This is a genomic window from Arthrobacter sp. ISL-5 (assembly GCF_018613835.1).
In the GTDB taxonomy this organism is placed as follows: domain Bacteria; phylum Actinomycetota; class Actinomycetes; order Actinomycetales; family Micrococcaceae; genus Arthrobacter.
Genome location: NZ_JAGGPM010000005.1, coordinates 98,651 through 123,352, shown reverse-complemented (window position 1 = coordinate 123,352; position 24,702 = coordinate 98,651). Strand labels below are relative to the sequence as shown.

At 66.9% G+C, this 24,702-nt stretch carries 18 protein-coding genes; 16 read left to right on the top strand and 2 right to left on the bottom strand.

Features of this window, described 5'->3' with window-relative positions; all coding sequences use genetic code 11:
* Window positions 1-11: 11 nt before the first annotated feature.
* The 16 genes from J7I89_RS02965 (at window position 12) to J7I89_RS02890 (ending at window position 20,973) form a co-directional block, all read left to right on the top strand.
* Entirely contained in the window at window positions 12-665 is a 654-nt protein-coding gene (locus J7I89_RS02965) for a DUF4255 domain-containing protein (RefSeq protein ID WP_214967141.1), read from the top strand.
* Window positions 598-2,757, top strand: coding sequence for an ATP-binding protein (locus tag J7I89_RS02960; protein ID WP_251044832.1), 2,160 nt, complete (start codon window positions 598-600; stop codon window positions 2,755-2,757). The genes J7I89_RS02965 and J7I89_RS02960 overlap by 68 nt, the downstream gene beginning before the upstream one ends.
* A gap of 116 nt (window positions 2,758-2,873) precedes the next feature.
* A complete protein-coding gene (locus J7I89_RS02955; RefSeq protein WP_251044831.1) occupies window positions 2,874-3,707 on the top strand; it encodes a DUF4157 domain-containing protein in 834 nt (277 codons plus the stop codon).
* Window positions 3,708-3,725: 18 nt separating this feature from the next.
* Window positions 3,726-7,718 (top strand): hypothetical protein, encoded by a 3,993-nt coding sequence (locus J7I89_RS02950; protein ID WP_214967138.1) that lies wholly within the window; start codon window positions 3,726-3,728, stop codon window positions 7,716-7,718.
* 304 nt (window positions 7,719-8,022) lie between these two features.
* Window positions 8,023-9,582 carry a phage tail sheath subtilisin-like domain-containing protein gene (locus J7I89_RS02945; RefSeq protein ID WP_214967137.1) on the top strand — a complete coding sequence of 520 codons (1,560 nt, stop codon included), beginning with the start codon at window positions 8,023-8,025 and terminating at the stop codon, window positions 9,580-9,582.
* Between the two features lie 24 nt (window positions 9,583-9,606).
* On the top strand, window positions 9,607-10,050 hold the full coding sequence (locus tag J7I89_RS02940) for a phage tail protein (protein ID WP_214967135.1): 444 nt from the start codon (window positions 9,607-9,609) through the stop codon (window positions 10,048-10,050).
* Window positions 10,050-10,520, top strand: coding sequence for a hypothetical protein (locus J7I89_RS02935; RefSeq protein ID WP_251044830.1), 471 nt, complete (start codon window positions 10,050-10,052; stop codon window positions 10,518-10,520). The genes J7I89_RS02940 and J7I89_RS02935 overlap by 1 nt, the downstream gene beginning before the upstream one ends.
* Window positions 10,517-10,675, top strand: coding sequence for a DUF6760 family protein (locus tag J7I89_RS02930; RefSeq protein WP_104139115.1), 159 nt, complete (start codon window positions 10,517-10,519; stop codon window positions 10,673-10,675). Before J7I89_RS02935 ends, J7I89_RS02930 begins: the two co-directional genes overlap by 4 nt.
* 2,022 nt (window positions 10,676-12,697) lie before the next feature.
* Window positions 12,698-13,624, top strand: a complete 927-nt coding sequence (locus tag J7I89_RS02925; protein ID WP_214967133.1) for a hypothetical protein — start codon at window positions 12,698-12,700, stop codon at window positions 13,622-13,624.
* 7 nt (window positions 13,625-13,631) lie between these two features.
* On the top strand, window positions 13,632-14,066 hold the full coding sequence (locus J7I89_RS02920) for a phage tail protein (protein ID WP_214967132.1): 435 nt from the start codon (window positions 13,632-13,634) through the stop codon (window positions 14,064-14,066).
* Between the two features lie 15 nt (window positions 14,067-14,081).
* The gene (locus J7I89_RS02915) at window positions 14,082-14,930 is read left to right on the top strand and encodes a LysM peptidoglycan-binding domain-containing protein (RefSeq protein WP_214967129.1); all 849 of its coding nucleotides are present in this window, start codon (window positions 14,082-14,084) and stop codon (window positions 14,928-14,930) included.
* Window positions 14,920-16,740, top strand: a complete 1,821-nt coding sequence (locus J7I89_RS02910; RefSeq protein ID WP_214967127.1) for a VgrG-related protein — start codon at window positions 14,920-14,922, stop codon at window positions 16,738-16,740. Before J7I89_RS02915 ends, J7I89_RS02910 begins: the two co-directional genes overlap by 11 nt.
* 44 nt (window positions 16,741-16,784) lie before the next feature.
* The gene (locus J7I89_RS02905; protein ID WP_104139119.1) at window positions 16,785-17,198 is read left to right on the top strand and encodes a GPW/gp25 family protein; all 414 of its coding nucleotides are present in this window, start codon (window positions 16,785-16,787) and stop codon (window positions 17,196-17,198) included.
* Window positions 17,198-19,147, top strand: coding sequence for a putative baseplate assembly protein (locus J7I89_RS02900; protein ID WP_214967126.1), 1,950 nt, complete (start codon window positions 17,198-17,200; stop codon window positions 19,145-19,147). Before J7I89_RS02905 ends, J7I89_RS02900 begins: the two co-directional genes overlap by 1 nt.
* 1 nt (window position 19,148) lies before the next feature.
* Window positions 19,149-19,718 (top strand): phage tail protein I, encoded by a 570-nt coding sequence (locus J7I89_RS02895; protein WP_214967123.1) that lies wholly within the window; start codon window positions 19,149-19,151, stop codon window positions 19,716-19,718.
* Window positions 19,719-20,514: 796 nt separating this feature from the next.
* Window positions 20,515-20,973, top strand: coding sequence for a hypothetical protein (locus J7I89_RS02890; protein ID WP_214967120.1), 459 nt, complete (start codon window positions 20,515-20,517; stop codon window positions 20,971-20,973).
* Window positions 20,974-20,979: 6 nt separating this feature from the next.
* Here the strand turns inward: J7I89_RS02890 and J7I89_RS02885 are convergent, their stop codons facing one another.
* Together J7I89_RS02885 and J7I89_RS02880 are read right to left on the bottom strand one after the other, a co-directional pair.
* Window positions 20,980-23,937 carry a BTAD domain-containing putative transcriptional regulator gene (locus tag J7I89_RS02885; RefSeq protein WP_214967119.1) on the bottom strand — a complete coding sequence of 986 codons (2,958 nt, stop codon included), beginning with the start codon at window positions 23,935-23,937 and terminating at the stop codon, window positions 20,980-20,982.
* 142 nt (window positions 23,938-24,079) lie between these two features.
* The gene (locus tag J7I89_RS02880; RefSeq protein ID WP_056626995.1) at window positions 24,080-24,700 is read right to left on the bottom strand and encodes an L-threonylcarbamoyladenylate synthase; all 621 of its coding nucleotides are present in this window, start codon (window positions 24,698-24,700) and stop codon (window positions 24,080-24,082) included.
* Window positions 24,701-24,702: the final 2 nt, after the last annotated feature.

The window sequence follows — 24,702 nt, the reverse complement described above, 5'->3', positions numbered from 1 at the left end:
GGAGAGACCTCGTGATTGCCCAGGTGGACGACGCACTGCGTACCCTCATCCGGACTGAGGCCCTTGACGGCTCAGAAGTGGATGTGGTCTTCGACGCGCCCACCAAGGACTGGGCGGCCCGACGCAATGCGCCAACGGTCAACCTGTACCTCTACGACATCCGTGAGGACGTTCGGCGCCGCGAACGGGGCCTGTCGGAACAGCGGGGCGACGACGGCCACGTCCGGACACGCCGGCCCGCACCCCGCCACTACAAGCTCTCCTACCTTGTCACGGCGTGGACCCAACGACCGGAGGACGAGCACCGGCTCCTGGACCAGTTGCTGCGCTGCTTCCTCAAGCATGATGCCCTGCCGGACGAGCTCGTGGTTGGCCCGCTGGCCGAGACCGGGCTGGTGGTGCCGCTGACCGTGGGGCTTCCTCCGCCGGAGGACCGCGCCTTTGCTGACGTGTGGTCTGCCCTGGGCGGGGAGCTGAAGCCGTCGCTCGACATCGTGGTCATCGCGCCGGTTGATACCGGCATTGTTTACCAGGCTGGCCCGCCGGCATCCCAGGGCACGCACGTGGACATGACGGATACGAGGAGCGGCGCTGCCGATGCGGGGCGGCACCAGCACTCCGCTCCGCCCGCCTCCGTCGGCGGACCGCGCCGCCCGCGCCGGTGACGGACCGATGACGGGGAACCCCAGCCTCGCGCACCTGCTCGGGAGGGTCGGCGTGGTCGAGGAACGCATCCGTCTCCTGGTGGCGGCGCGGCGGGCCGATGACCCGCAGCCTGATGACCCGTTCCGCGGGCTCTATCTCAGTGATGAGGCGGTGGACCGCCTGCTTGGCGGAGCCTCCCCCTCTCTGGATCCGGACGGTCAGGATGCAGACGGCGATGCCTCGCATCGGCAACTGCAATGCGAACAGTCGGCGGACGAGGCCGAGGAAGCCGGACACCGGCTGAGGCTCCGGGAACTCGCCGCGACCTTCGGCCTGTTGCCTCTTGACGTCGATCTGCTGCTCGTGGCGCTCGCAGCCGACCTCGATCCGCGCTTCGAACAGTTCTTCGGATACCTGAACAACGACGTCACGAGGCGCCGGCCGTCGGTCGCCGTCGCGCTGGCGCTCTGCGGCGAACCGCTGACCGCCGCGGACGGCAGGGCCCGGTTGCTGACCGGCACGCTCATCACGGGCGGCCTGGTGGCCGTCGAGGATCCGGACCGCCCGCTGCCCGGCAGGGCGCTGCGGGTGCCGGACCGCGTCGTCGGGCATCTCCTGGGCGACGATACGCCGGAACCTGACCTCGCGGCCGTGCTGGCTGGCCAGCCGGCCGTCAGCTGGGGTGACGCCGGACCGCTCGCAAGGGCACTCAACGCGGGTGTCCGCCTGGCCTATCTGCGCGAGCCCGCAACGGGGTCCGGACGCGTGCTCGCTGCCGAGGCGCTGCGGTCCACTGGCTTTGAGGCGGTTCTCCTTGATCTGACCCGGCTGGCCGCAGAGCGTGACCCGCTCCCGCTGGCGCAGGCCGCCGTACGGGAAGCGAGGCTCCGGGGCGCGGGGCTGGTGGCCGGCCCCCTCGCCGCGGTATCTGATCACCCCGCTTTGCTGGAAGCGCTGCATGCCGAGCCGCAGCCGGTGCTGCTCGTCGGGGACGCGGCGTGGGATCCGGCGTGGACCACCCGGCCGCCGCTGCTGGTGGAGGTTCCTGTCAGCACGTCGGCCGAGCGCTCGGACCTGTGGCGGGCAGCGCTTGGCCCGCTCAACGGACTGGACGTAGCGGCGGCCACATCGGCCTTCCGGCTGCGGCCGGAACATGTGGCGCGCGCCGCCGGATCGGCGCAGATCCAGGCCACCCTGGCTGCGGACGGCAGGATCACTGCGTCGCATCTCGGGGCCGGAGCGCGGGCAGAGAACGGCTCGGCCCTGGACCGCCTGGCCAGGCGGGTGGAACCGGTGGTCGGCTGGGATGACCTGGTCCTTCCCGATGCCGTGCTGCTGGCCCTGCAGGAGGTTGCGCTGCGGGCCAAGCACCGCGAGAAGGTCCTCGGCGACTGGGCGATGCGGCCCGGAGCCGGCCGCGGGCACGGCGTCGCGGCCCTGTTTGCCGGGGATTCGGGAACCGGCAAGACGATGTCGGCGGAGGTGGTGGCACAGGACCTGGGACTGGACCTCTACGTCGTGGACCTGGCCACCGTCGTCGACAAATATGTGGGGGAGACCGAGAAGAACCTGGAGCGGATCTTCACGGCCGCGGCCGGCGTCAACGGGGTGCTGCTCTTCGACGAGGCCGACGCCGTCTTCGGGCGCCGCTCGGAGGTGAAGGACGCCCACGACCGGTACGCCAACATTGAAAGCGCCTACCTGCTGCAGCGGATGGAGACCTTCGACGGCCTGGCCATCCTGGCGACGAATTTGCGCGCGAACATCGACGAGGCTTTCACCCGCCGGCTGGACGTCGTCGTCGATTTCCCGCTGCCGGACGCGGCCCACCGCAGCGTCCTGTGGGACCGGTGCCTCGGGCGGACGCTGGGGCGGGCGGCTGACCTGGACCTTGCCTTCCTGGGCAAGGCCTTCGAACTGGCGGGCGGCGCCATCCGCTCCGCCGCCGTCACCGCCGCATATCTGGCAGCGGACGACGGCGGGACGGTGACCATGCGGCACCTCGTCACCGCCGTGCAGCGGGAGTACCGCAAGCTGGGGCGGCTGACGCTGGAAAGCGAGTTCGGCCCGTATTGGGGGATGCTCTCGACGGCGAGGAAATCCGTTCGGTGATGCAAGCGCGCGTTGCCCGTTGGGGCAGGAACGGCTGCCCGTTCCGGCGCCGCGGCGGCGCTTGTAGCGCCGCATGGCAAGGGGGATCGTCTGTGTAGGTCTGATGAAAGGGGCGCATGATGCACAGCCACGACCACGACCAGTCCGACGTCGACAGTTTGCGGGCCAAGCCGGCCCGGACCGAAGCTGCAGACCCTGCGGTGCTGTACCGGGCGGCGGCAGCCGGCCGGACCGACGTCGTCGGGTCCCGGGGCATACTGGCGCTTCAGCGCGCCGTCGGCAACAGCGGCGTCCGCGGCCTTGCGGAGGAGGAACGGTCGCCAGTGCTCGACGTCGTCTCATCCGGAGGCGGGCAGCCGCTCGAGGAACCAGTGCTGGCCGATATGGAGGGCCGGCTGGGCCACAGCTTCTCTGACGTCCGCGTCCACACGGGCGATGCTGCGCACTCATCTGCAGCGTCCGTGAACGCCCACGCCTACACGGTGGGATCCAACATCGTGTTCCAGCGGGACAAGTATGATCCCGGCTCCGACGCCGGCCGCACCATGCTGGCCCATGAACTGACGCACGTGGTCCAGCAGCGTAGCGGCCCGGTGGACGGGACCGCCACGGGCACCGGCGTGCGCGTCAGCGACCCGTCGGACCGGTTCGAACGTGAGGCAGCCGCCACTGCGGAGCGGGCGATGTCCGCCCCTGCCGCTCCGACGGCGCAGCGCTTCCCCGCGGGCGCCGCCGTCGTACAGCGCGACGCTGACGAGGACACCGCCCAGGGGACTTTTGTGGGAGGTGCCGGCGTACAACGTGAGGAATTCGTTCAGCGCGAGGAATCCGTGCAGCGCGAGGAATCGGTCCAGCGTGAGGAAGAGGAGGAGAAGGAAACCGCGCAGGGGTCTTTTCTTTCGGGTGGCACTGTCCAGCGTGACGAGGCGGAAGAGGAAGAGCCGGGCTGATCCCGGCCGGAGCGGTCCATGGCGACGACCTTTCAGGGCGGACCCGGCAAGGTTCCGGCGCAGCGCGCCGGGCCCACAGTTGCGCGGGCGGCCACCGTCGCTTCGAGAAGTGAGGTCGGCGGTGTCCTCATCGAGGGCGGGCGGCGGGCCGGGGTTTCTACGCGGGCGGGAGTCGGTCCGCGTGCCGTGCTGGCCCTGCAGCGGCAGGCGGGCAACGCCGCTGTGGGCGCACTCATGGCCGCGAAGCTGAAATCCCCGGGGGAGCAGGCCGTTGCCGAGATCGACGCAGCGCTGAAGGAGGTCCGCAGGGATGAGCCCGCGATCGCCACGGTCGAGAAGGGGCTCAAGGCCGCCAAAACGGCGGGCGTTCCCGTTGAGCTCGAGGGCCCCAAGCCGCCCGCCTCGGCCCTCGCCGTCACCAAGACAGGATTCGGACCCGGGCAGGTGCCTGGGAAGAAGCCAGTGCCGCCGCCCAAGCCCGTGCCGGGGGCCAGCCCGCTCGGAAAAGCCGGGGCGGCCAAAACCGGCGGGGCGGGCAAGGGCCCCGCGGGAGGAAAGATTCCCGCACCTGCGCCCGCCGGGGGAGCGGCCGCTCCGGCCACGTTGGCACCTCTTGCACTGCCTGCCGACAAGCTTTTACAGCCGCCCATTGCACCCATCCCGGTGCGGCCCGAGGACGATCCGGCCTTCAGCCAGGTCACCGGCAACATCAAGGGCTTCGCGCAGTCACGGAAGGCGCACCATCCGGCCGCGTCCAAGGCCAAGGAGGCCCAGGCGGCTGCACTTCCCCCTTCCGATGACGTCGCCGGTCAGGCCAAGGCAGCAAAACTCGACACCATGGACGCCCAGCCGGCCGGCTCTTTCGACAAGAAAGCCTTCATCGCAGCCGTCAAGGCGGCCATAGAGGCGAAGTCGCCGAAGACCCTGCAGGAGGCCGACGAATACAAAAAGTCCGGCAAGGCGGGGGAAGCCAAGGGGCAGGTAAAGGGCCTGGTCACGCAGGGCAAGGAGGGCCAGGCCAAGGACATCGAGGCGGCCACAGGTGCCCCGCCTGACCAGTCCAAGGCTGTCCCGAAGCCGGTCACGCCGATGGCCCAGGAGCAGCCGGGCCAGGCTGTGAACGTCCCCGCGGCAGGTGCCGTGCCCAAGCCGGCACCGGCCGAGCAGGTCAACCTCGCCGCCGGCACGCACCAGGCCAACCAGGAGATGGCCGACGCCGAGGTCAGCGAGCAGCAGCTGGAGCAGTCCAACGAGCCTGAGTTCAAGCAGGGCCTCGCCGACAAGCAGGCCGCCGCCGAGCATGCCCAGACCGCCCCCGCGGAGTTCCGCCAGCAGGAGCAGCAGGTCCTTCAGCAGGGCAAAGCGGAGGCCGGGGCGCAGACCGCCGCGGGGGTCACGGGCATGCAGAGTGCCAAGGCGACGGCGCTGGCAAACCTGGTCGCGGACAAGGGCAAGACCAAGTCCAAGGATGAGGCGAAGCGCGCCGAGGTCACGGCGAAAGTCCAGGGCATCTTCGCAGCCGCCGACGCCGACGTGAAGAAGATCCTCGACGGGATCGACCCGAAGGTGGAGGCTGCCTTCGAGAAGGGCGAGGCCGGTGCACGGTCGGCGTTCGAGGCGTACGTCGAGGCGAAGATGTCGGCCTACAAGAAGGACCGGTACGGCGGCTGGCTCGGCGGGTACCGCTGGCTCCGGGACAAGATTGCGGGCATGCCCCCGAAGGTCAATGAGTTCTACGAGGCGGGCCGTGAGCTGTATCTGCAGCGAATGGACGGCGTCATCTCCAACGTGGCGGACATCGTCGGGAGAGCTCTGACCGCGGCCAAGCTGCGGATCGCCAGGGGCAAGGCGGAGATCGCGTCTTACGCGGCGAGCCTCCCGGCCAGTCTGCAAAAGGTCGGGGCCGAGGCCTCCAAGGAGATCGGCGACAAGTTCTCCCAGCTCGAGAGCGACGTGAACGCGAAGCAGGAGTCCGTGGTCGACGCCCTGGCGACGAAGTACGTCGAGGCGCGCAAGGGGCTGGACGAGCGGATCGAGGCGCTGCAGGCGGAGAACAAGGGCCTGGTGGATAAGGCGATCGGCGCGATCAAGGCGATCATCAACACGATCCGTGAGCTTGCCTCGATGCTCAAGAACGTCCTGTCCCGCGCGGCGGGCGTCGTCGGGGACATCATCAAGAATCCGGTCGCTTTCCTGGGCAACCTGATCGAGGGTGTGAAGGGCGGCATCCTGATGTTCAAGGAGCACATCCTCGGCCACCTAAAGAAGGGGCTGATGGGCTGGCTGTTCGGCGCATTGGCGGAGGGCGGCGTCGAGCTGCCCGACACCTTCGATGTCAAGGGCATCATCAAGCTGCTCGCATCCTTGTTCGGCCTGACCTGGGCCAACATCAAGAACAGGATCGTGAAGCGCATCGGCGCCGCGGCGATGGACGCCGTCGAGAAGGGCGTGGAGATCTTCCAGGTCCTCGCCAGCCAGGGCGTCGCGGGCCTGTGGAAGATGCTCGTGGAAAAGCTCGGCAACATCAAGGACATGATCCTCGAGCAGGTCAAGGACTTCGTGATCACCAAGATCATTACGGCCGGCATCACGTGGCTGATCGGCCTGCTCAACCCCGCGGCGGCGTTCATCAAGGCCTGCAAGCTGATCTACGACGTCGTGATGTTCTTCGTGAACAACGCCGAGCGGATCATGAAGTTCGTCAACACCATCATCGACTCCGTCGCCGACATCGTGCGCGGCAACGTCAGCAGCGTGGTGAACAAGATCAACGACGTCCTGGGGCAGATGGTCCCGATCCTCATCGGGTTCCTCGCGAGTGTTATCGGCATTGGCGGCGTCGGCCAGAAGATCCGCCAGATCGTGGAGACCCTACAGAAGCCAGTGAACAAAGCCCTCGACTTCGTGATCAAGACCGGCCTCAAGCTTGCCGGGCCGATCATCCGGGGACTGAAGAGCTTCGGCGGCAAGGTGAAGGCCAAGGTCGCCGCGGGGAAGGCCTGGGTGAAGGGGAAAGTGGAGGCCGGTAAGGCGTGGGTGACCAGCAAGGCCAAAGGAACTGCGGCGAAGATCAAGGATAAGGCGCAGCGGACTGCGGGGCGGGACGACGGGGCCGCTGCGGCGAAGGCAGTGGCGGACGTTGCCGTGAGGAACACCGACCACCGTGATTTGACTGAGCGCGTTCATGACGCCGCAGTGACCGCCGGCAACCGGCACCTCTCAGGCAGGGGATCGATTGAAGTCAGCGGCGTGCCGTCGCTCCAGCGGACAGCTGTCACTGTGAAGGAAGCGCCGCGCTCAGTGCCGGAGGCTGAGCAGGTCGGCGTTCGTGGCGGCCAACCCACGAACCCCAAATCCGCAGGTGAGATCCTGGTCCTCATCGAGAAACGGATGCCTAGTCTGCTTTCGGAGTTCGTACGCGCGCCTAACAGGAGCCGGAGAAAGCTGGACGGTCTGCAGAGCCGGTTCGAGGACTTCATGAAGGGCCGAGGACGCCGAGCCCTCACCAAGAGGGAGAGAAGGGACGCGCTCAAGATCCTGAAACGGGCTCGGACGTTGAGCAGGGGTTACTACGGGGACTTCCGTGACCACGCTTGGCGGACACTTCGTGCGGACGACGAGCTGAAGGACTTAATCGGGGCGAAGGGGAGCAAAGCGAAATGGGGTAAGGGCGGCAAGAGTGGCAAGAGCGCTCTCCGGATCGAGGTTTTGGTCACTCAGGCAGACGGCAGAAAACTGCGTCCCAAGTACCGCTCTATCGACTTCGAGCACCTGACGCGAGTAACTGATCAGCCATTCCGCCAGCATTCGGATCCGAGCGGCGCAAACCGGAACCTCACGCCGATGCTCGCGGACCTCAACAGGTACTTCAACGAGGCGGTGCGCAACATCACCGGCGCGCATATGTTCGGATCGGACGAGATCGAACGCTTTATCGTCATGCACCAGCTGTACGACAAGAACTCCCCGGCAATGCGTGAGCTGGGGTTCCAGCCCGTCGCAGCTGAGTGAGTCCAACGAGTCTGCGATGAGCGTAGGCCTAGAGCCTTTGAGGGCTCGGGCCGGGAATCACAGCGCGCCACTGCCCGGGGCCAACCTGTGCATCGAACGAGAGCGAGGCTGCAGATTGCGGCGTTCGGCGACTTACTTATGCGCCCCTAACGGCGGTGGCAACTGCTACGCCGTCCAGTTTTTCTTCCACTCCTGCCCCTTCGTGCATCCCATCCTTCCCGTGAGCGCATCCAGATAGCCGTACCGCCGCACCCCGTCTCCGCAGGACCCTTGAACCACGTTTTGGGTTCACCGAGGAGACAAAATGCCAAGCTATCTTTCGCCAGGTGTGTACGTAAACGAGGTCGCAGCGGGCACTCGTCCAATCGAGGGCGTAGGCACAGCAGTCGCTGCGTTCGTAGGCCTAGCCTCCAAAGGCCCGGACAATCAGCCAACCCTGGTGTCCAACTGGACCCAGTTCTCCGAAACCTTCGGGGACTTCATCCCGGGCTCGTACCTCGCGCACGCCGTCTACGGCTACTTCCTCAACGGCGGAGGGAACTGCTACGTCGTGCGCATCGGCGCCGACGGAGCACGCGAGGAGGACAAACCCAAGCAGCAGCCGAAGGCCGTGACGGCCTCGCCGACGGCCCAAATCGGCGGATATCGCCTGACGGCCAAATCCGCGGCCGCCAACCCGAAGCCAGTCACCGTGGAAATCGCAGACCCCAGCGGCGAAAACGTACCCGAGGACCAGTTCAAGATCGTCATTACAGCGGAGGGCAAGCCGCCCGAGGTCTGGGACAACGTCACCACCAAGCGCGGCCCCAACAACGCCGCCACGAAGGTCAGCGCGGAATCGAAGATCGTCACCATCGAGGAAGTCGCCACCGGCGGGGCACTTGTGAAGCCGGACAAGGGCACCATCCAGCTGGTCGCACCGGAGCCGGAGCCCGAGCTGCCAACCACCGAAGAACTCAACGCCGACGACTACGTCGGCGACGCCGCCGACCGCACCGGATTCAGCGGCCTGGAGGCCGTCGATGAGGTCACGATGGTCTCGGTGCCGGACCTGATGGCCGCCTACGAACAGGGATCCATCGACCTGGAAACGGTCAAGGCCGTCCAGCTCGCCGCCATCGCCCACTGCGAGCTGATGGGCGACCGCATCGCCATCATCGATCCGCCGCCGAACCTCAACGCCCAGCAGATCAAGGAATGGCGCATGGACGGCGGCGGCTACGACTCCAAGTTTGCTGCACTCTACTGGCCCTGGGTGAAGGTTTTCGACCCCTCCACCGGGACGAACAGGTTCGTTCCGCCCTCAGGTCACATGGCCGGCGTCTGGGCCCGTAACGACGACACCCGCGGCGTCCATAAGGCGCCGGCCAACGAGGTCGTCCGGGGCGTCACCAGCCTGCAGACCCAGATCACCAAGACCGAGCAGGAACTGCTGAACCCCATCGGCGTCAACTGCATCCGCACCTTCCCGGGCCGCGGAATCCGCGTCTGGGGCGCCCGCACCCTGTCCAGCGACGCCGAATGGCGCTACCTGAACGTCCGGCGACTCTTCAACTACCTCGAAGAGTCCATCCTGCAGGGAACCCAGTGGGCCGTCTTCGAACCGAACGACCCCGCCCTCTGGTCCCGCATCCGGCGCACCATCAGTGCCTTCCTGACCAACGAATGGCGCAAGGGCGCTCTCTTCGGCCTCACCCCCGAGCAGGCGTTCTTCGTCAAGTGTGACTCTGAGACCAACCCGGCAGAGGGCATCGACGCCGGGCAGGTGGTCTGCCAGATCGGTGTTGCTCCGGTGAAACCGGCCGAGTTCGTCATTTTCCAGCTGTCCCAGTTCTCCGGCGGCACCAGCCTCGTGAGCGAGTAATCCCAGTTCAAAAGGAGCAAGACCATGGCCCTCGGCGATTTTGACAACTCACCAGCCAACGCGTTTACGGTCACCATTGATGGCATCGAGGTGCCGAGGGTGATCGAAGTGAGCGGCCTCAAATCGGAGGTGGACAAGATCGAGCTGAAGCAGCAGACCAAGGACGGAAAGTATGTGGTGCGCCAGCTCATCGGCCGGCCCAAGCCGGGAGAGCTCAGCATCACTCGTGGACTGACCGAAAGCAAGACCGTGACTGATTGGCTCAAGACCGTCATGGAAGGCGACGTCGCCGGTGCCCGCAAGACCGCCGCCGTCGCCCTGCTCGACTACAAGGGCGACACGCTCAAGACGTACAACTTTGTGAACTGCTGGGTGAAAAGCGTTGAGCTGAATTCGCTCAAGGCCGGCGCAACGGAGCAGGCCACGGAGAAGTTCGTGATCTGCTACGACGAGTCCACCATCTCATGATGCAACGGACCCATGGAGCGGCGGTCCTCCCGGCTCCGGGCGGGGACCCGCCGGGAGCACAGCTAGGCGGCGGCCAGGACCGCAACGGGGACCGGCAGCCGCTCCGCACCGAGTTCAGCTTTGAGCTTCCGCGGGGGTATGTCGACCAGGACGGCACCGTCCACAAGTCCGGTGTCATGCGGCTGGCGACGGCCCGCGATGAACTGCTGCCGCTCTACGATGCCCGGGTCCAGGAGAATGCGGCCTACACAACCGTTGTCCTCCTGGGCAGGGTCATCACGTCGCTCGGCACCCTGGGAGCGGTCACGTCCGCCGTGGTGGAGAACATGTTCGCCTCCGACGTCGCCTTCCTGCAGGATTTCTACCGCCGGATCAACGCCGAAGGCCACACGCGGATCGCGGTCACCTGCCCCGAATGCTCCCACCGCTTCACGGCGGATCTCGCTGGTGGCCGCCTGGGGGAATCATGACGTACGCGCCGGACCGGATCTACGAGGAGGTGGCGTACGTGGCCTACCACTTCCACTGGCCCCTTGACGACATCCTGGATCTGGAACACGGCCAGCGGCTCCGGTACGTCAAGGAAATCGCGGGAATCAACACCCGGCTTTCCCAGGAGCGCTGAACCATGCGGTGGCCTTGGCAACGTGATCGCCCCCAGCCAGGGCCCGAAGCTTCAGCGCCCGAAGCGGAGGCACCGGCAGACCGGCCTCCGGTGCCGCCCGCCGGCTGGGCTTTCCTGCCGCCGCTCCAACGCACCATCGGCACCATGGAACTGGCCCACGGCCCTGACCGCTTCGCCGGCTCCCTTGCGGCGTGGGCCAACCCCTCCTTCACAGGCCCCATGAGCCACCTCGTAACGGCCGACGCGCCGCCCGGGGTGATAGACGTCGACGGCGGCGGCACCGGCACGGGGGAGGCGTACCGTTCGGAACCGGCCGACCTTACACTGCTAGTCCCGCCTGCCCGCTCTCGTCTGGCGGGCGGACTTCCGACGGGCGGACTTCCGACGGCGGTGCAGCGCACCTCTTCCGCGGCGGACGCTCCCTACGAAGCGTCTTCGGTGACGGCAGCGCCGGACGATGATGGGGTGCTGCACGTCGAAGCGGTTCCGACGCCGGAGGTGGGCTACCAGCCGGAGCCGGACTTAAGCACCAGATCAAATCAGGCACCATTAGGCAATCAGAGGCCTCCCAGCAGGCCCCAGGCGTCTGTGCGGCCCACGGTACCGATGCAACGCTCGGCGGCCGGCGCTCAACCTTCGCCTCAGCAACCTCAGCCCGCCCAACCTCAGACCGCGGAGTCTGCGCAAACTGCCCTTCCGGAAGGGGACCCGGGTGTAACGGACTCCGGTGCATCGCAAGCGGCTGAATGGCCCACGTCGGGATGGGACACGGTGGCTCCGCCGCGGCACAACTCGGGGGGCAGCACCTCCGACGGAAATGCCACGTATGTGCCGCTGCCTGCCCCTCCTGCCGTCCAGCGAGCCACGGAACGCGGGCCGGACTCACCACCTGCGCCCAGGGAGCCACCGCCGTTTATCTATCCGAGCCGGCTCGGGCTGGGGCGCCCACTGTCGTTTTCCCCACCCGCGTCCTCCGAGCACCCCATGCCCCGGGCATCGGATGTGCCGGAAACGCGCTGGCCCGTACAGCGGGCAGAAGCACCCATGCCGGCCGCCGGCGCGGTACCCCCGCCGTCACCAGCCAACCTGGCTTCTGCCAGCGGTCCAGGCGCCGTGTCCGGTTCACTTGCAGACGTCGCCACCCCGCCAGGGTCCGGTCCGGCCGCGTCAATGACGTTCTTTGAAAGCCCGGTTGCCGAGACCACGGAAGCCGGCAATGGCTCAGAAAGCCTGGCAACGGCCCCGGACGATGAGGGCACCGGGGAGCAGCAGCCGTCGCCGCTGCCGTTGGCAGGGGAATCATCGGCACCATTGCTGTCGGATGCCTTGCCTTCGGCACCAACGCCGCCGTCGGGAGGTTCCGGCCGGGAGAGGATCGCCGTGCAGGGCGCTCATACAGAAAGGCGCGCGGACCTTCCCGTCGTATCCCGGCTGGCGGCCGATAGGCACCTAGAGAACGACGGCGGCCCGGCATTCCGGGAGACTGCTGCCTCACTGCTTCAGCCTGACGATCCGCACCACGAGGTGCCGGCGGACAATTCCGGGCCGGCCGCCGGCGCCAGAGGACCAGACCTGCCCAGTACATCCGCGGCCGACGAGACATCAGTCCTCAGCCGCGGTCTCCTGGGCGACGAGAGGGCGGACGGGTTCCCTGCGCAAAGCGGGGTGCCCGTCCAAGCCGGGATCCCCGTTCACAGAGGTATCGCGGTCCAAAGGGACGCCGGGCACGGCTGGCCGGCCGTTACTCGTGCGTTCCCGATTCCAGAAAGCACAGCCCTAGCCGGGAGGGGCCCCGGCGCTAACGGCACACCGCCAGTCGGAACCGGAGCGATGCAGGGATTGGAATCCGCTGGTCTAACGCAGTCGGATGCGCTATCCGGAGCGACGGTCCAGCGTACGGATCAGGCAGCAGTTGACACCGCGGCCCAATGGTCCGCTTCACGGGTGGGCACCGCTGACGTGCGCGCGTCGCGGCCGGTGACCCCGGGTTCCACGCCCCTTACTTGGCAACGTATGACGGCGATGCCCCCGGCCGTTCAGCAAGTGCCGGCTGGGGACACTCCGCCGGCCTCCCAGACCGGAGCCGGCACTGCTGCTTCCATGGCCATCGGCGGCGACGCGCCCGGCAGAACCGGCGCGGACAGAGCCACCGACGCCACGGGCGGAGGCGAACCGGACCGGATGTCCACAGACTTCCCGCCTGATGCCGGTACTGGCTACCAAACCGGGCCAGCCGTCGAAACCGAACCAGAGTCCGGCGGCGGCCCCGATCTGCGAGAGGTGACCGAACCGCCCGCCCCAAGTGCCGCCGTCGGAAGCGTCATTCAGCGGACCCTCAATCTGGACACGCCGGCAGCGCATGCCCCGGACGGATCTCCCTCACCCGGAATGCCCTTCCCCGGCACCCGAGCCCGCAACCGCTCGCTGGACACCGTTGCGCCGGCCCTCCAACGTGTAGCCGCCTTCCCCGGATCCGTTCCGTTCCGTACAGCCCGCTATCCCGTGGCGGCAGATCTCCCCGGAACTGCTGGTCAACCGGTGGTTCATTCGGCTGCTCAGAACCCCGTCGTCCTGACGCTTGCCCCGGCGGCGGAGCCGGTGATGGATGGACTGGCCAGCCAGGGCCAGGAATTCAACGGCACGGTCCAGAGGGACAGCCTACCCGGGGCGCCCGATGCGGCGGCCCCGCCGGAGGCCGTACCAGTGACCGCTCCGCCAGAGGTTTCCGGCGCGTCCCCTGCCGGGGAGGCCAACAGGGACGAGCCTCCCGCAGGGCCTGCCGCGCCGGCACCCGGCGGGTCCGCGGGGGCGCCAGGCGTGGCAGGCGCCGCAAACCCCGATCAGCTGGAGGAGCTTGCCAAGCGGCTTGCCGGGCCGCTGATCCGCCGCATCAAGGCCGAGATGCTGCTTGACCGCGAACGCCGCGGCCTGCGCACCGATTCGAATTGAGGAAGCCATGCTGGAAGATGTCGCCACCGCTGTCAGCGTCCAATACATCGTCGCTCTGGACAACGCGGACCTGGGAGCGTTTTCCACCTGTGAGGGACTTGGCTGCGAAGTGGTCATTGAATCCCGGGAGGAGGGCGGCAACAACGCCTTCATCTGGCAGCTGCCCACCCGGCTCAAGTATCCGAACATCACGCTGACCAGGCCCTTGGGGAAGGACACGGAGAAGATCGCCAAGTGGTTCGCCGACATGGCCTCCGGCTACACCCGCTGCACCGGCATCATCGAGGCGATGACCGGCAACGGCACCAAAATCGCCGGCTGGGAACTTTACGACGTCGTTCCCGTGCGGTGGAAGGGGCCCTCCTTCAACCCCGACCAGCCGAAGGTCATCATGGAAACCCTTGAGATCGCCCACCACGGTTTTGTCTCGAAACTGCGCTGACGGAAGGAACCTGACATGACCACAGTTGCAGTCCCTGCGCCCGCCAAGGGCGCGGCCGGAGCCGCCAGTCCCGCCACAGCAGCCGCCGCCGGCGGCTCGTCCGGCCGCGGCGGCGAAGAGGCACTCAAACTTTCGCACGCGTACCTGGAGCTGTTTGAACCGTCCAAAGACGGGTCACTGGACAAACCCGGCCCGCAGTTCGGGCGGATCGATTTCCAGTTCAACCCCAAAGAACTGACCATGGGGAAGTCCGCCTCCTGGGCGCGCCAAACGGCCAAGGCCAACGGGAAGGCCGGTGCGCCCCAGTACAAGGGGCCGATGCCCTCCAAACTGGCCTTGGAGATGTTCTTTGATGCCTCCGGGAAGCAGGATGACGCGGTGGTCCAGCGTGTGGAGAAGCTGTTCTCGTGCTGTGCACCCACCGAGGCGTCGCTGAAGCAGAACAAGGGCTCGCCTCCCTGGGTGCTGTTCCGATGGGGCAAGCTCACGGGCTTCCTTGCCTACGTATCCAGCGTGCAGGTCAAGTACACGCTGTTCACGGCCGCAGGACTGCCCGTCCGTGCCACGTGCACCGTCACGCTGGAAGAAATATCCGGAGACCCGCCCAAGCAGAACCCCAGTTCCGGCGGGCTGGTGCCGCGGCGGCTCCACGTGCTGGTGGAGGGGGACACCCTGGCGGGGATCGCCTACCGCGAATACGGCGATGCGTCCCTGTGGCGGGCGGTGGCTGCGGCGAATGGCATCGACGACCCCATGCGGATGCGGCCCGGCAACTCCGTCATGCTGCCCGCCGTGGACGAGCTGCCGTCCGGAAACTTGCCTAACGCCTCCGGGCGGGCGAGGGAGGTGGTCCGTGGCGCATAGCGAGGAGTTCAGCAACATGTTGCTGGTGGAGGTGGCTGGCAGGCCGCTCCCGCCGGATGTTGCCGCGCGGCTGGTGGCCGGCTATATCGATGACAGCAGCAACGTTCCGGACCTCTTCCTGCTCCGCTTCAGCGATGAATACTCCACCGTCCTCGAGAAGGCAGGCTTCAGCATCGGTGTACCCGTGAAGCTGTCCGTGCAACAGAGCGGCCCGGGAGGTCCCGTCCCGCTGCTCTCCGGTGAAGTGACGGCGCTGGAAACAGAAATGGACCACGAGGGCCTGTACACAATCGTCCGGGGCCTGGATCACTCCCACCGGCTGTTCCGCGGTCGGCGCGTTGAAGCGTACCTTCAGAGCACAGCCGCGGACATCGTCCGGAAGGTGGCCCAGCGCGCGGGCATCAAGGCGGGCACCATCGCCGCGAAGGGCCCCGTCCTCCAGCACGTGGCCCAGGACGGCATCAGCGACTGGGACTTCCTGCACCGGCTCGCCGTCGAATCAGGGGTGGTCCTTTCCGTGTCCGGCGGTGAACTGCATTTCACGCCGTCGACGGACTCAGCGACGGCACCGGGAGGCGCCGGCGGGGCAAAGGAGGACCCCCTGGTCCTTGAGCGGGGGGTCAACCTTGTAGCGCTTCGCGGCACAGTCACTTCCGCGGACCAGGTTCCCGACGTCGAAGTCCGGGGCTGGGACGTCGCCGCAAAAAAGGCGATTGTGGCCGTCGCGCAGGCGCAGACGCGCAGTGCCAAACTGCCGGATGTGGACCCGGCCGCCCTCGCCAAGAAGTTCGGAAGCCCCCGGTACGTAGCTCCTCCAACGGCCTTTGACCAGGCGGCACAATGCGACGCCGCGGCAGCCTCCATCGCCTCCCGCCTTGGCGGCGCCTTCGCGGAACTGGAAGGCCTGGCCCGGGGCAACCCCAAACTGCGGGCCGGTACCGCCGTTGTGCTCAAGGGTGCCGGCAAGCCCTTCGACGGCCGGTACACGCTGAGCTCATCCCGCCACGAATTCAGCCCGGATACCGGGTATCTCACAACGTTCGCCGTCAGCCACGAATCCGAGCGCTCCCTCTACGGGGTAGCCGCCGGCGGCAACAGCCGGGGCGCCGTGCCTGGAGTGGTCAATGCCGTCGTGACGGCGGCAAGGGACCCGGAAAACCAAGGCAGGGTCAAGGTGAAATTCCCGGTGCTGTCCGACAACTACGAAAGCTGGTGGGCCCGCACCGTCCAGGCCGGGGCGGGGGCCTCGCGCGGCGCCGTCGTCCTCCCTGAAGTGGGGGACGAGGTCCTCGTGGCCTTCGGCCACGGCAGCTTCCAGCAGCCGTTCGTCCTCGGCGGCCTGTACAACGGCCAGGACAAACCGGACAAACCCTGGGCGGACCACGTGGGCTCGTCCGACGGCGCCGTCACACGGCGCGCGTTTGTCTCCCGCAGCGGAATGCTTGTGGAGTTCCTCGAATCCCCGGACGGCGAACAGCTCACGGTGAGCACCAGCGGCGGCAAACAGAAGATCTCACTCGTCCAGAAGCCGGACGCCGCAATCGAGATTCTCTCGGAAGGACCCGTAAACGTGACAGCCAAGAAGGACGTTGCCGTGACGACGTCGGCCGGCTCGGTAACCATCAAAGGCAAGAAAGTGACGGTGGAAGCACTCTCGGAACTCGAACTGAAGGGTGCCACGGTGAAGATCACCGGCAGTGCGTCCGCTGAACTGAAAGCCCCGAGCGTCAAGGTGGCCGGGGACGCGACGGCGGAGCTCTCCGGCGGCGCGACGACGACCGTCAAGGGCGGTCTGGTCCGCATCAACTGAGTCTGGCCGCAGGGCGCGCTCGAACAACGACAGGAGGCAGCGAGGTGGGACAGGAGTTCATCGGCGCCGGGTGGGCATTCCCGCTGCGGACCGACCGGACAGGCAGCATTGCGCTGGTCCGCGATCAGCGCGAAATTGAGGAGAGCATCCACCTCATCCTGGCAACCTCCCCGGGAGAGCGGCCGATGCGGCCGGAGTTCGGCTGCTCTGTCCACGATTACGTCTTCGCGCCCGCCGACGCAGCAACGGCCGGAGACATCGCCTACGCCGTGCGCGTGGCCCTGGACCGCTGGGAGCCACGAATCACCCTTGAGAACGTGATCGTCAACTTCGACGGTGCGGACGCGGGGGTGCTCCTCATCGACGTGCAGTACACCATCAGGGGCACCAACGATCCGCGCAACCTTGTTTTCCCCTTCTATGTCATCCCGCGCAACGGCGAGGAGGCCGCGTCATAATGCTCCCTTCACCCAATCTTGATGACCGCCGCTTCCAGGACCTGGTGGACGACGCCAAGCGCATGGTGGCGCACTATTGCCCTGAGTGGACTGACCACAATGTCTCCGATCCGGGCGTAACCCTCATTGAGACCTTCGCCTTCATGGTGGACGAGCTCTTCTACCGGCTGAACCGCGTACCCGACCGCCTTTACGTCGCCTTTCTCGAGCTCCTCGGGGTCACTCTTCACCCTCCGACGGCGGCGTCCGTCGAACTCCTGATGAGGTTGTCCGCTCCGCAGCCGGACGCCGTCGTCATCCCGAAAGGGACCGAGGCTTCGACGCGGCGCACGGAGGAAGAAGAGGCAGTCGTTTTCGCGACGACCCGTGAGCTGACGGTGCCCCCGCGCCGGCTGGCCCATGTCATGACGCAAGCGGGCGGCGGGGCCGCCGTGCCGCGCACGGAAGCAGTGCACGGCGACGGCAGCTTCCCCTGCTTCGGGACGCCGCCCGTTCCTGGCGACGTGATGCTGCTGGGCTTGAACGACGCGGCTCCCTCATGCGCTGTTGTGCTCCGGTTCGAGTGCGAGGTCCGGGGCGTGGGCGTTAACCCGAGCAACCCCCCGCTCGTGTGGGAGGCGTGGGACGGCAGCTCCTGGGTATCGTGCGATCTGGACAGCGACGGGACAGGCGGCCTGAACCGGCCAGGCGATGTGGTGATTCATTTGCCGCATCGCCATTCCCCATCTGTTCAGGGCGCTGCGCGGGCAGGCTGGCTCCGCTGCCGTGTGGTGGAGCCGCTTGCCGGTTATCCGCCTTACAGCGCTTCTCCGACGGTGAGTTCTGCGAGCGCCTTTACGATAGGCGGTTCCGTTCCCGCCATCCACGCGGAGACGATCTACGACGAAGTCGTGGGCATGTCAGAAGGTGTTCCAGGGCAGTCCTTCGAACTGGGCCGCCGTCCGGTGCTGCCGGGCGGTGAGGACTTCATTGTCGAGGTCGCCGCAGGCTCCGGCTGGGAGACCTGGACCGAGGTGGACTCGTTTGCCGGATCCGCTCCCGATGACCGCGTCGTGCTGCTGGACCGCACGTCAGGCATCCTGCGTTTTCCCCCCGCAGTGCGGGAGCCGGACGGTTCCCTCAGGAGCTACGGGGCTGTGCCGCCTGCCGGCAGTCCGATACGTGTCCCGAGCTACAGAACGGGCGGCGGCCCGCGGGGAAACCTTGCCGCGCGGGCGCTGTCCGTGCTGCGCTCCTCCATTCCCTTCGTCAACACTGTGGAGAACCGTCGCGCCGCACACGGAGGGGTTGCCGGGGAGACCATTGAGCAGGCGAAGGAGCGCGGACCCCTCGCGCTGCGCACCCGCGACCGGGCCATCACCGCCGAGGACTACGAACAGCTCGCGAAGCGTGCTGCCCCGGACATCGCCCGCGTCCGGTGCATTCCGGCAGTTACCCCCGAAGAGGCTGGTGGCGTAAGGATCCTGGTGGTTCCGGCGGCGGTTCCGGACAAGGACAACCGGCTGACGTTTAGTGACCTTGTGCCGGATGCCGAGACTCTCGCCGAGGTTGCCGCCTACCTGGACGAGCGCCGACCCGTCGGGGCGCGGGTGCTGGTGGAACCGCCGTTCTACCGCGGCGTGACCGTCGTCGCGCAGCTGACAGCCCGTCCACGGGTCTCACCGGGGCGTCTGCGTGCAGACGCCCTGCGGGCGCTGTACAGCTACTTCGACCCGATCAGGGGCGGTCCCGACGGCGAAGGGTGGCCGTTCGGCCGTCCCGTGCATGCCGGCGAAGTGCACGCCGTCCTTCAGGGCCTGGCCGGGACCGAGATCGTCGACGATGTCCGCGTTTTCGCCGCTGATCCGCTGACGGGGAAGCGGGGCGAACCGCAGCAGCGCATCGACGTGAACCGGAACGCGCTGGTCTTTTCGTTCGATCACCAGGTCCGCGTTTCGGAAGGGGCCTGAGATGCGCGGCATGGTGGACGGGCTGGGCAGTGCCGTTCCGTTGGCCACCCGCCTTCCGGCGGTCCTGCAAGAGGACGCCTTCCTCCATCGCTTCCTGCTGGCCTTCGACGACGCCCTTGCCCCCGTGTTCACTACCTTGGACGGCCTGGCGTGTTATCTGGATCCGCGCTTGGCCCCCGAGGATTTCCTGGACTGGCTGGCCGACTGGGTTGGCGTGCGGGTGAATGATTCCTGGTCAACGGCTCAGCGGCGGGACGTGATTGCCCACGCAGCAACAATTCACCGGCGCCGCGGCACGGTCCCGGGCGTGGCCGATGCTGTGCGACTTGCCGTCGGCGGTGTCCGGGACGTGCGGATTGAGGATAGCGGTGGCGCCGCCTGGTCCCAATCACCGGGCGCGGAGCTGCCTGGTCAGACCCCTGCAAAGCTGCATGTCACCGTGTACGCCGCCACCGTCGAGGCAGTCAGCCTGACACGGCTGGAGGGCGTCATTAGCTCTGTGAAGCCAGCCCACGTTCCCCACTCCGTCGAGGTCCTCACCTCGGCTGTTCCTTCCCCCGACGATTCCTGAGGAGCAGGCGGTGCTAATCTGCGGAGATTGCAGTGCGCGCAACGACGACGGCGAGAATTTCTGCACCAACTGCGGCGCCTACCTCGAATGGCAGAGACCACCGGCTGGCGCCGTCGATAGACCACAAGCTGACACGGCCGGACCCGGGCCGAAGGCACCGCCGGACACGGCGGAGCTGCCCCAGATAACCGTGCCTCCGGTACGGACGGCGGGCGAACCTCGGCCGGGAACGCCACACGGGAGAAGGAGTGCCGCCGCCGGCAATGAAAACCCCGGCCGGAGCGGCACGGTCCGGGCAGGCAACGCACGCGGCGGGTCCGGGCAAGGATTCAGACCGGAACCCGTAGGTCATGGGAAGGCAAAGGGTGAGCCCGTGGCCGTCATTCGTGACCCGGTCACCGTGATTGGCGTCGAGCCGGCCGCCGTGAAGCCTGGCCAACGAATCGCCAGCGCCCCGCGAGTAATTTCTACGGACCGTGAGCCTTCCACTGCCGCCGGCGAGCTCATCTGCGCAACGTGCGGCACCGGCAACCGGTCTGATCGAAATTTCTGCCGGCGGTGTGCAGCCAGCCTCGCAGTGGACCGTGTCCCGGAGGCTTTGGACGCTCGGCGACCGTCATGGTGGAGGCGGCTGTTTGGGCAGCCGGAGGGGAAAGCGCTACCGGCAGGCACCCGGCCCAGATGGAAGTCAAGGCGTTTCCCGACGCGATCCGCGGCTTTGGTTGCGGTGCTGGGGTTGTTGGGCGGCGGGGCATACGCCAACAGCGACTCGATTGGAGGTGCGCCTCAGCGGGTATTGGACGAACTTCTCGACCATCATGTTCGCGACCTGGAAATGACGGCACCGGATTCCATTGACGGGCGTGAGCCCAAGCTCGCTAACGACAAGTTCTCAAACACGTCATGGGCCGCAAATCTCAAAGACGGCGAGCGTGAGAACTACCTTGAGGCTACATTCGCAGGCCCCACTCGGCTGGTCTACGTGTTCATCACCGGACTGTCTTCGGAACCACCGCCTTCACGCGAGGAACAGCGGCCGTCGAAAGTCCTCATCTCCGTGCGCCATGAAGGTGCTAGGAAAGAAACTACCTATCAAGATATTTTCCCCGTGGTGGAAGTGGTTAATGACGGAAAACGGCATGGTTTCTACGTGGGAGCCGACAACGTAAGAGATGTGAAGCTGACTATCATGGAGCCGAGCAGCCCTGCGGCCAAGACCGTGTCCATTGCCGGAGTGCAGTTTTCCGGGCGGTAACAGCGGTCAGGACCGCGGGCGGAGTCCCAGGTTGGGCGGCACTCCCAACGCGCTTAACATGCCGCGGTACCGCCGCTCTGCGTGCTCCGCTGCAGCCGGATCGCCGGAAGAGCGGTAGATCCCGATGAGAGTCCGCCAGGACTCGTCCCGCCACGGGTCGATTTCAACACTTCTCGTGGCCGCAGCGGCTGCTGCGGCGGCGTCACCCAACGAGAGCTCAAGATTTGCCAGCGAGGCAGCTGCCTCCGCTGCCCGGAGCCGGTACCGTTCGCGTGTGTCCGTCACCCACTCTGCAGGACCGTCCTCAGGCAGAACTTCGCCTGCATACAGTTCGACGGCCCGCCTAAGCTTCACCGCTGCTTCGTCACGATCCCCTATGGATCTAGCTATGGACGCATCGTGAACCGCCCGGTCAAACTCGGAGAGATCAAAGGTTGATCCGCCGTCGAGAACCAAGGCATACGCCTCGCCCTGTCGCCTGATGAGCTGGCGGCTTTCCACCGGTCCGTCAGGCTGAAGGGCCCGACGAAGATTCGAGACGCTGACCTGGAGATTGTGCAGGGCCGACGGACTGTCGAGGTCCGCCCATAGTTCCCCGGCGAGTCGGTCTCGGTGCACCGGGCGTCCTGCATGGAGGGCGAGGATGCGCAATACAGTGCGTGCTTGGGGGCGCACCTTCGACAGGTCAACGCTGATTGCGTTGGCTCGGACCGAAAATCCGCCGAAACACCGGACGTCGAGGGCCGGCAGGGCCGCCACGCCGGAAACGGCAACAAGCTGGCTCGTCACGGGCGGGCCTACAGCGTGAATGTCCGGGAGGGCTGGCGGTTCACTCCTTGATGCAGCACCGGTCCACGTCCACGGACGGCAAACGAAACCGGCCGACCTGGCGGTTTCGGCAGCGACCTGCATGATCTCCGCGGCGTGCTCCGGCCGGACTTGGGCCAGGGCGGCGTATGCGACGGCGAGTGCCCCCGGAACGCCCGCAGTCCGGGCAAAGGATTCTGCGGCCAGCGCGTCGTCGGCCGCCCCTGGCAGGTCCTGAGCTGCGCCGACCAGCGCCTGAGCCGACTGGGCCCAGGCTTCAAGAGCCCCAGCGTCCAGCCGGCGGAACCGCACGGCGAGGGATTCGAAGGCGCTGTAGTCGGACCGTCCCGAGCGCAGCCGCATGAGTGCGGCGGCGGCGGCGATGAGTGCAGCGCCCCACTCGTCGCCGCGCAGCTCGCAATTTTCCACCGCCGATTGCACGGCATCCTGACTGCCGGCCTTCCCAAATTGCGCCGCCTGGACGCCCTGTGCCAGGCGGGCAAGCCAGGTGAACCCGAGTCGTTCGGCCTGTCGTTGAACGGCGTCGACGTCGTCAGCAGGCCCGCTGAATCCCAACGTTGACGATTCAGGGCCGACAACTGCCAGCGCAAGTTGTGCGGCAAGCCCTGCCAGCGTTTCATCGTCCGGGCGCTCTGCACAGCGTCTCAGAAACGGGAGCGCGCCGCGTTGATCACCTGCGAGCAGGAGCGAAAGGCCTTTGGCAAGACCGTCCTGCGCCCGGCGGTGATTGTGCAGGGCCCGAGCGACTGACCCCGGGCTGCCGTGGCTGGCGGCCCGGAGGACACCCGCCGGGCCCGGCCCCGTTGCCGGCGCGTCGCCAGCCCAGACGGCCGCCGTGAGCTGCAGGTTCCGGGCTGTCCTGAGCAGTTCCGCATCGCGGGTTAGTCTGGGAATTTGGGCCGCGGTTCTGTAGGCAGCGGCCGCGCATCCGTCATCCAGCAAATGCCGCGCCGCGGCCAAGGCAAAAAGGGCATCCTGCCGGATCAAGGCTTCCGGGGCTGTTGCCGCCCACCGGCACGTGCCGGGACGGTACGCCCGCTGCCCTGCGCGGACCAACATTTCCCGCACGTGTCCCCAGTCCTGGCCGTCGGCCAGCGCCCGCAGTGCTGCACCGTACTCTCCGTCCTGCTCCAGGACCGCTGCTGTGCGACGCCGGATGTCCACGGGCAACTCCTGCCGGGCGTCGCCGAGAGCGGCAATCAGGTGCTGGCGCAGTACTTCCGGCAGTCGAAACGATGTTCCGCCGTCGTCGCTGACCACTATTCCGAGCTGTTCCAGCTCGTGAAGGATCAGTGTGCTGTCCCGAGTTCCGAGGATCGAATCACAACGGGACGCTGTGAGCAGCTCCAGGAGGCACGTGTCGCGAAGTAACCTTTCCATGCCCTGGGAGATGCCGGCCAGGAAATAGCGGGTCAGGTAGTCCTTGGCATAGCGTGATGCCGGACCGAGGGATTCTGCGGCCCGGCGCCGTTCAACCGAAGAACGGCTTTTCGTGGCGACGTGGAACAGGTGGAGGGCGGCCGCCCAGCCGTCTGTCCGGTCTGTCAGATTGAAAACACCGGCCGCGCTAAGCGGCTGTTTGTAGGTGATTCGGAACAGCTGCTCCACCTCAGGCGCCCGGAAGCGCAAGTCGTCCCCGTTCACAGTGACGTAGGCCGGAAGCTCAGAGCGGGCGAGGTTGAAGGAGGGGGGCCGCTGGCTGCCTACGAGGAAGTGCAACTGCGGAGAACCGAGGGAAAGCAACTGCTCCAGTTCCGACTCCGCGGACGTGTTGGCTAACTCCTGAAGGTCATCTACCACAAAGTAGAGGGGGCTTTTCAACCGGTCTGCCATTATGGCGAGCTCGGGGACGGAGCGCGCACGTTCATCGCCGACAGCGGTTGCCAGTGCTGTCGCGAATCTGGCCAGCATCTGGCCGGGCCTGACGTCATGGGATTTGGCCCGGTACCAGATAACCGTTGCGCGTTCCTGGGCGGCCCAGTGCGCGAGGAGGGTCGTTTTTCCCGTACCCGGGGGAGCGATGACAAGCCCGAGCCGTGCTTCCGCGGGCCCAAGAATTGCATGAATCAGCCGTTGTCGCACCAGCCCTGTCACGGGCGGAACAGTGGTGCAGAGTCCCTGCGGCGTCATTGCCATGCTGTCCTGCTTCCACGGAAGGGTCTGGGTCCCAGCGTGGATTACAGTGTAAAGGCCGCCCGCCGACGCCAACCAGTATTACGCAGTCTCCGGCCCGGTGTGGCGGATGGCCCGGCCGAAGCAGTCGCCGGAAACGACCGCCCTATTCAAAACGCGACGGATCGCCGGTTCCCCGGCGTACCACCTCGGCGACGCCGCTGGAGAAGTCGACGACGGTGGTCGGCTCCGCCCCGCAATCGCCGGAATCGACCACGGCGTCCACCACGTGGTCAAGCCGCTCCTTGATTTCCCACCCCTGCGTGAGCGGATCCTCCTCGTCCGGCAGCAGCAGCGTGCTGGACAGCAGCGGTTCGCCCAGCTCGGCCAGGAGGGCCTGCACGAAGTTGTGGTCCGGGATGCGCACGCCCACGGTTTTCTTCTTCGGGTGCAAGAGGCGGCGGGGCACCTCCTTGGTGGCCGGCAGGATGAACGTGTAGCTGCCCGGCGTCACGGATTTGATGCTGCGGAACACGTCATTGCCGATGTTCACGAACTGGCCCAGCTGGGCGAAGTCCCGGCAGACCAGCGTGAAATGGTGCTTGCTGTCCAGCTGGCGGATGGTGCGGATCCGGTCCAGCGCCTCCTTGTTGCCCAGCTGCGCGCCGAGGGCGTAGCAGGAGTCCGTGGGGTACGCGATCAGGCCGCCCGAATGAAGGAGATCCACGATCTGGGAAATCGCGCGCGGCTGGGGGTCCTCGGGGTGAACATCAAAGTATCTCGCCATGG

Excerpts from the sequence above, each read along its gene's own strand:
- J7I89_RS02960 (WP_251044832.1), top strand. The coding sequence starts at position 598 with ATGCGGGGCGGCACCAGCACTCCGCTCCGCCCGCCTCCGTCGGCGGAC.
- J7I89_RS02955 (WP_251044831.1), top strand. The coding sequence starts at position 2,874 with ATGATGCACAGCCACGACCACGACCAGTCCGACGTCGACAGTTTGCGG.
- J7I89_RS02950 (WP_214967138.1), top strand. The coding sequence starts at position 3,726 with ATGGCGACGACCTTTCAGGGCGGACCCGGCAAGGTTCCGGCGCAGCGC.
- J7I89_RS02945 (WP_214967137.1), top strand. The coding sequence starts at position 8,023 with ATGCCAAGCTATCTTTCGCCAGGTGTGTACGTAAACGAGGTCGCAGCG.
- J7I89_RS02940 (WP_214967135.1), top strand. The coding sequence starts at position 9,607 with ATGGCCCTCGGCGATTTTGACAACTCACCAGCCAACGCGTTTACGGTC.
- J7I89_RS02935 (WP_251044830.1), top strand. The coding sequence starts at position 10,050 with ATGCAACGGACCCATGGAGCGGCGGTCCTCCCGGCTCCGGGCGGGGAC.
- J7I89_RS02930 (WP_104139115.1), top strand. The coding sequence starts at position 10,517 with ATGACGTACGCGCCGGACCGGATCTACGAGGAGGTGGCGTACGTGGCC.
- J7I89_RS02925 (WP_214967133.1), top strand. The coding sequence starts at position 12,698 with ATGCCCCCGGCCGTTCAGCAAGTGCCGGCTGGGGACACTCCGCCGGCC.
- J7I89_RS02920 (WP_214967132.1), top strand. The coding sequence starts at position 13,632 with ATGCTGGAAGATGTCGCCACCGCTGTCAGCGTCCAATACATCGTCGCT.
- J7I89_RS02915 (WP_214967129.1), top strand. The coding sequence starts at position 14,082 with ATGACCACAGTTGCAGTCCCTGCGCCCGCCAAGGGCGCGGCCGGAGCC.
- J7I89_RS02900 (WP_214967126.1), top strand. The coding sequence starts at position 17,198 with ATGCTCCCTTCACCCAATCTTGATGACCGCCGCTTCCAGGACCTGGTG.
- J7I89_RS02895 (WP_214967123.1), top strand. The coding sequence starts at position 19,149 with ATGCGCGGCATGGTGGACGGGCTGGGCAGTGCCGTTCCGTTGGCCACC.
- J7I89_RS02885 (WP_214967119.1), bottom strand. The coding sequence starts at position 23,937 with ATGGCAATGACGCCGCAGGGACTCTGCACCACTGTTCCGCCCGTGACA.
- J7I89_RS02880 (WP_056626995.1), bottom strand. The coding sequence starts at position 24,700 with ATGGCGAGATACTTTGATGTTCACCCCGAGGACCCCCAGCCGCGCGCG.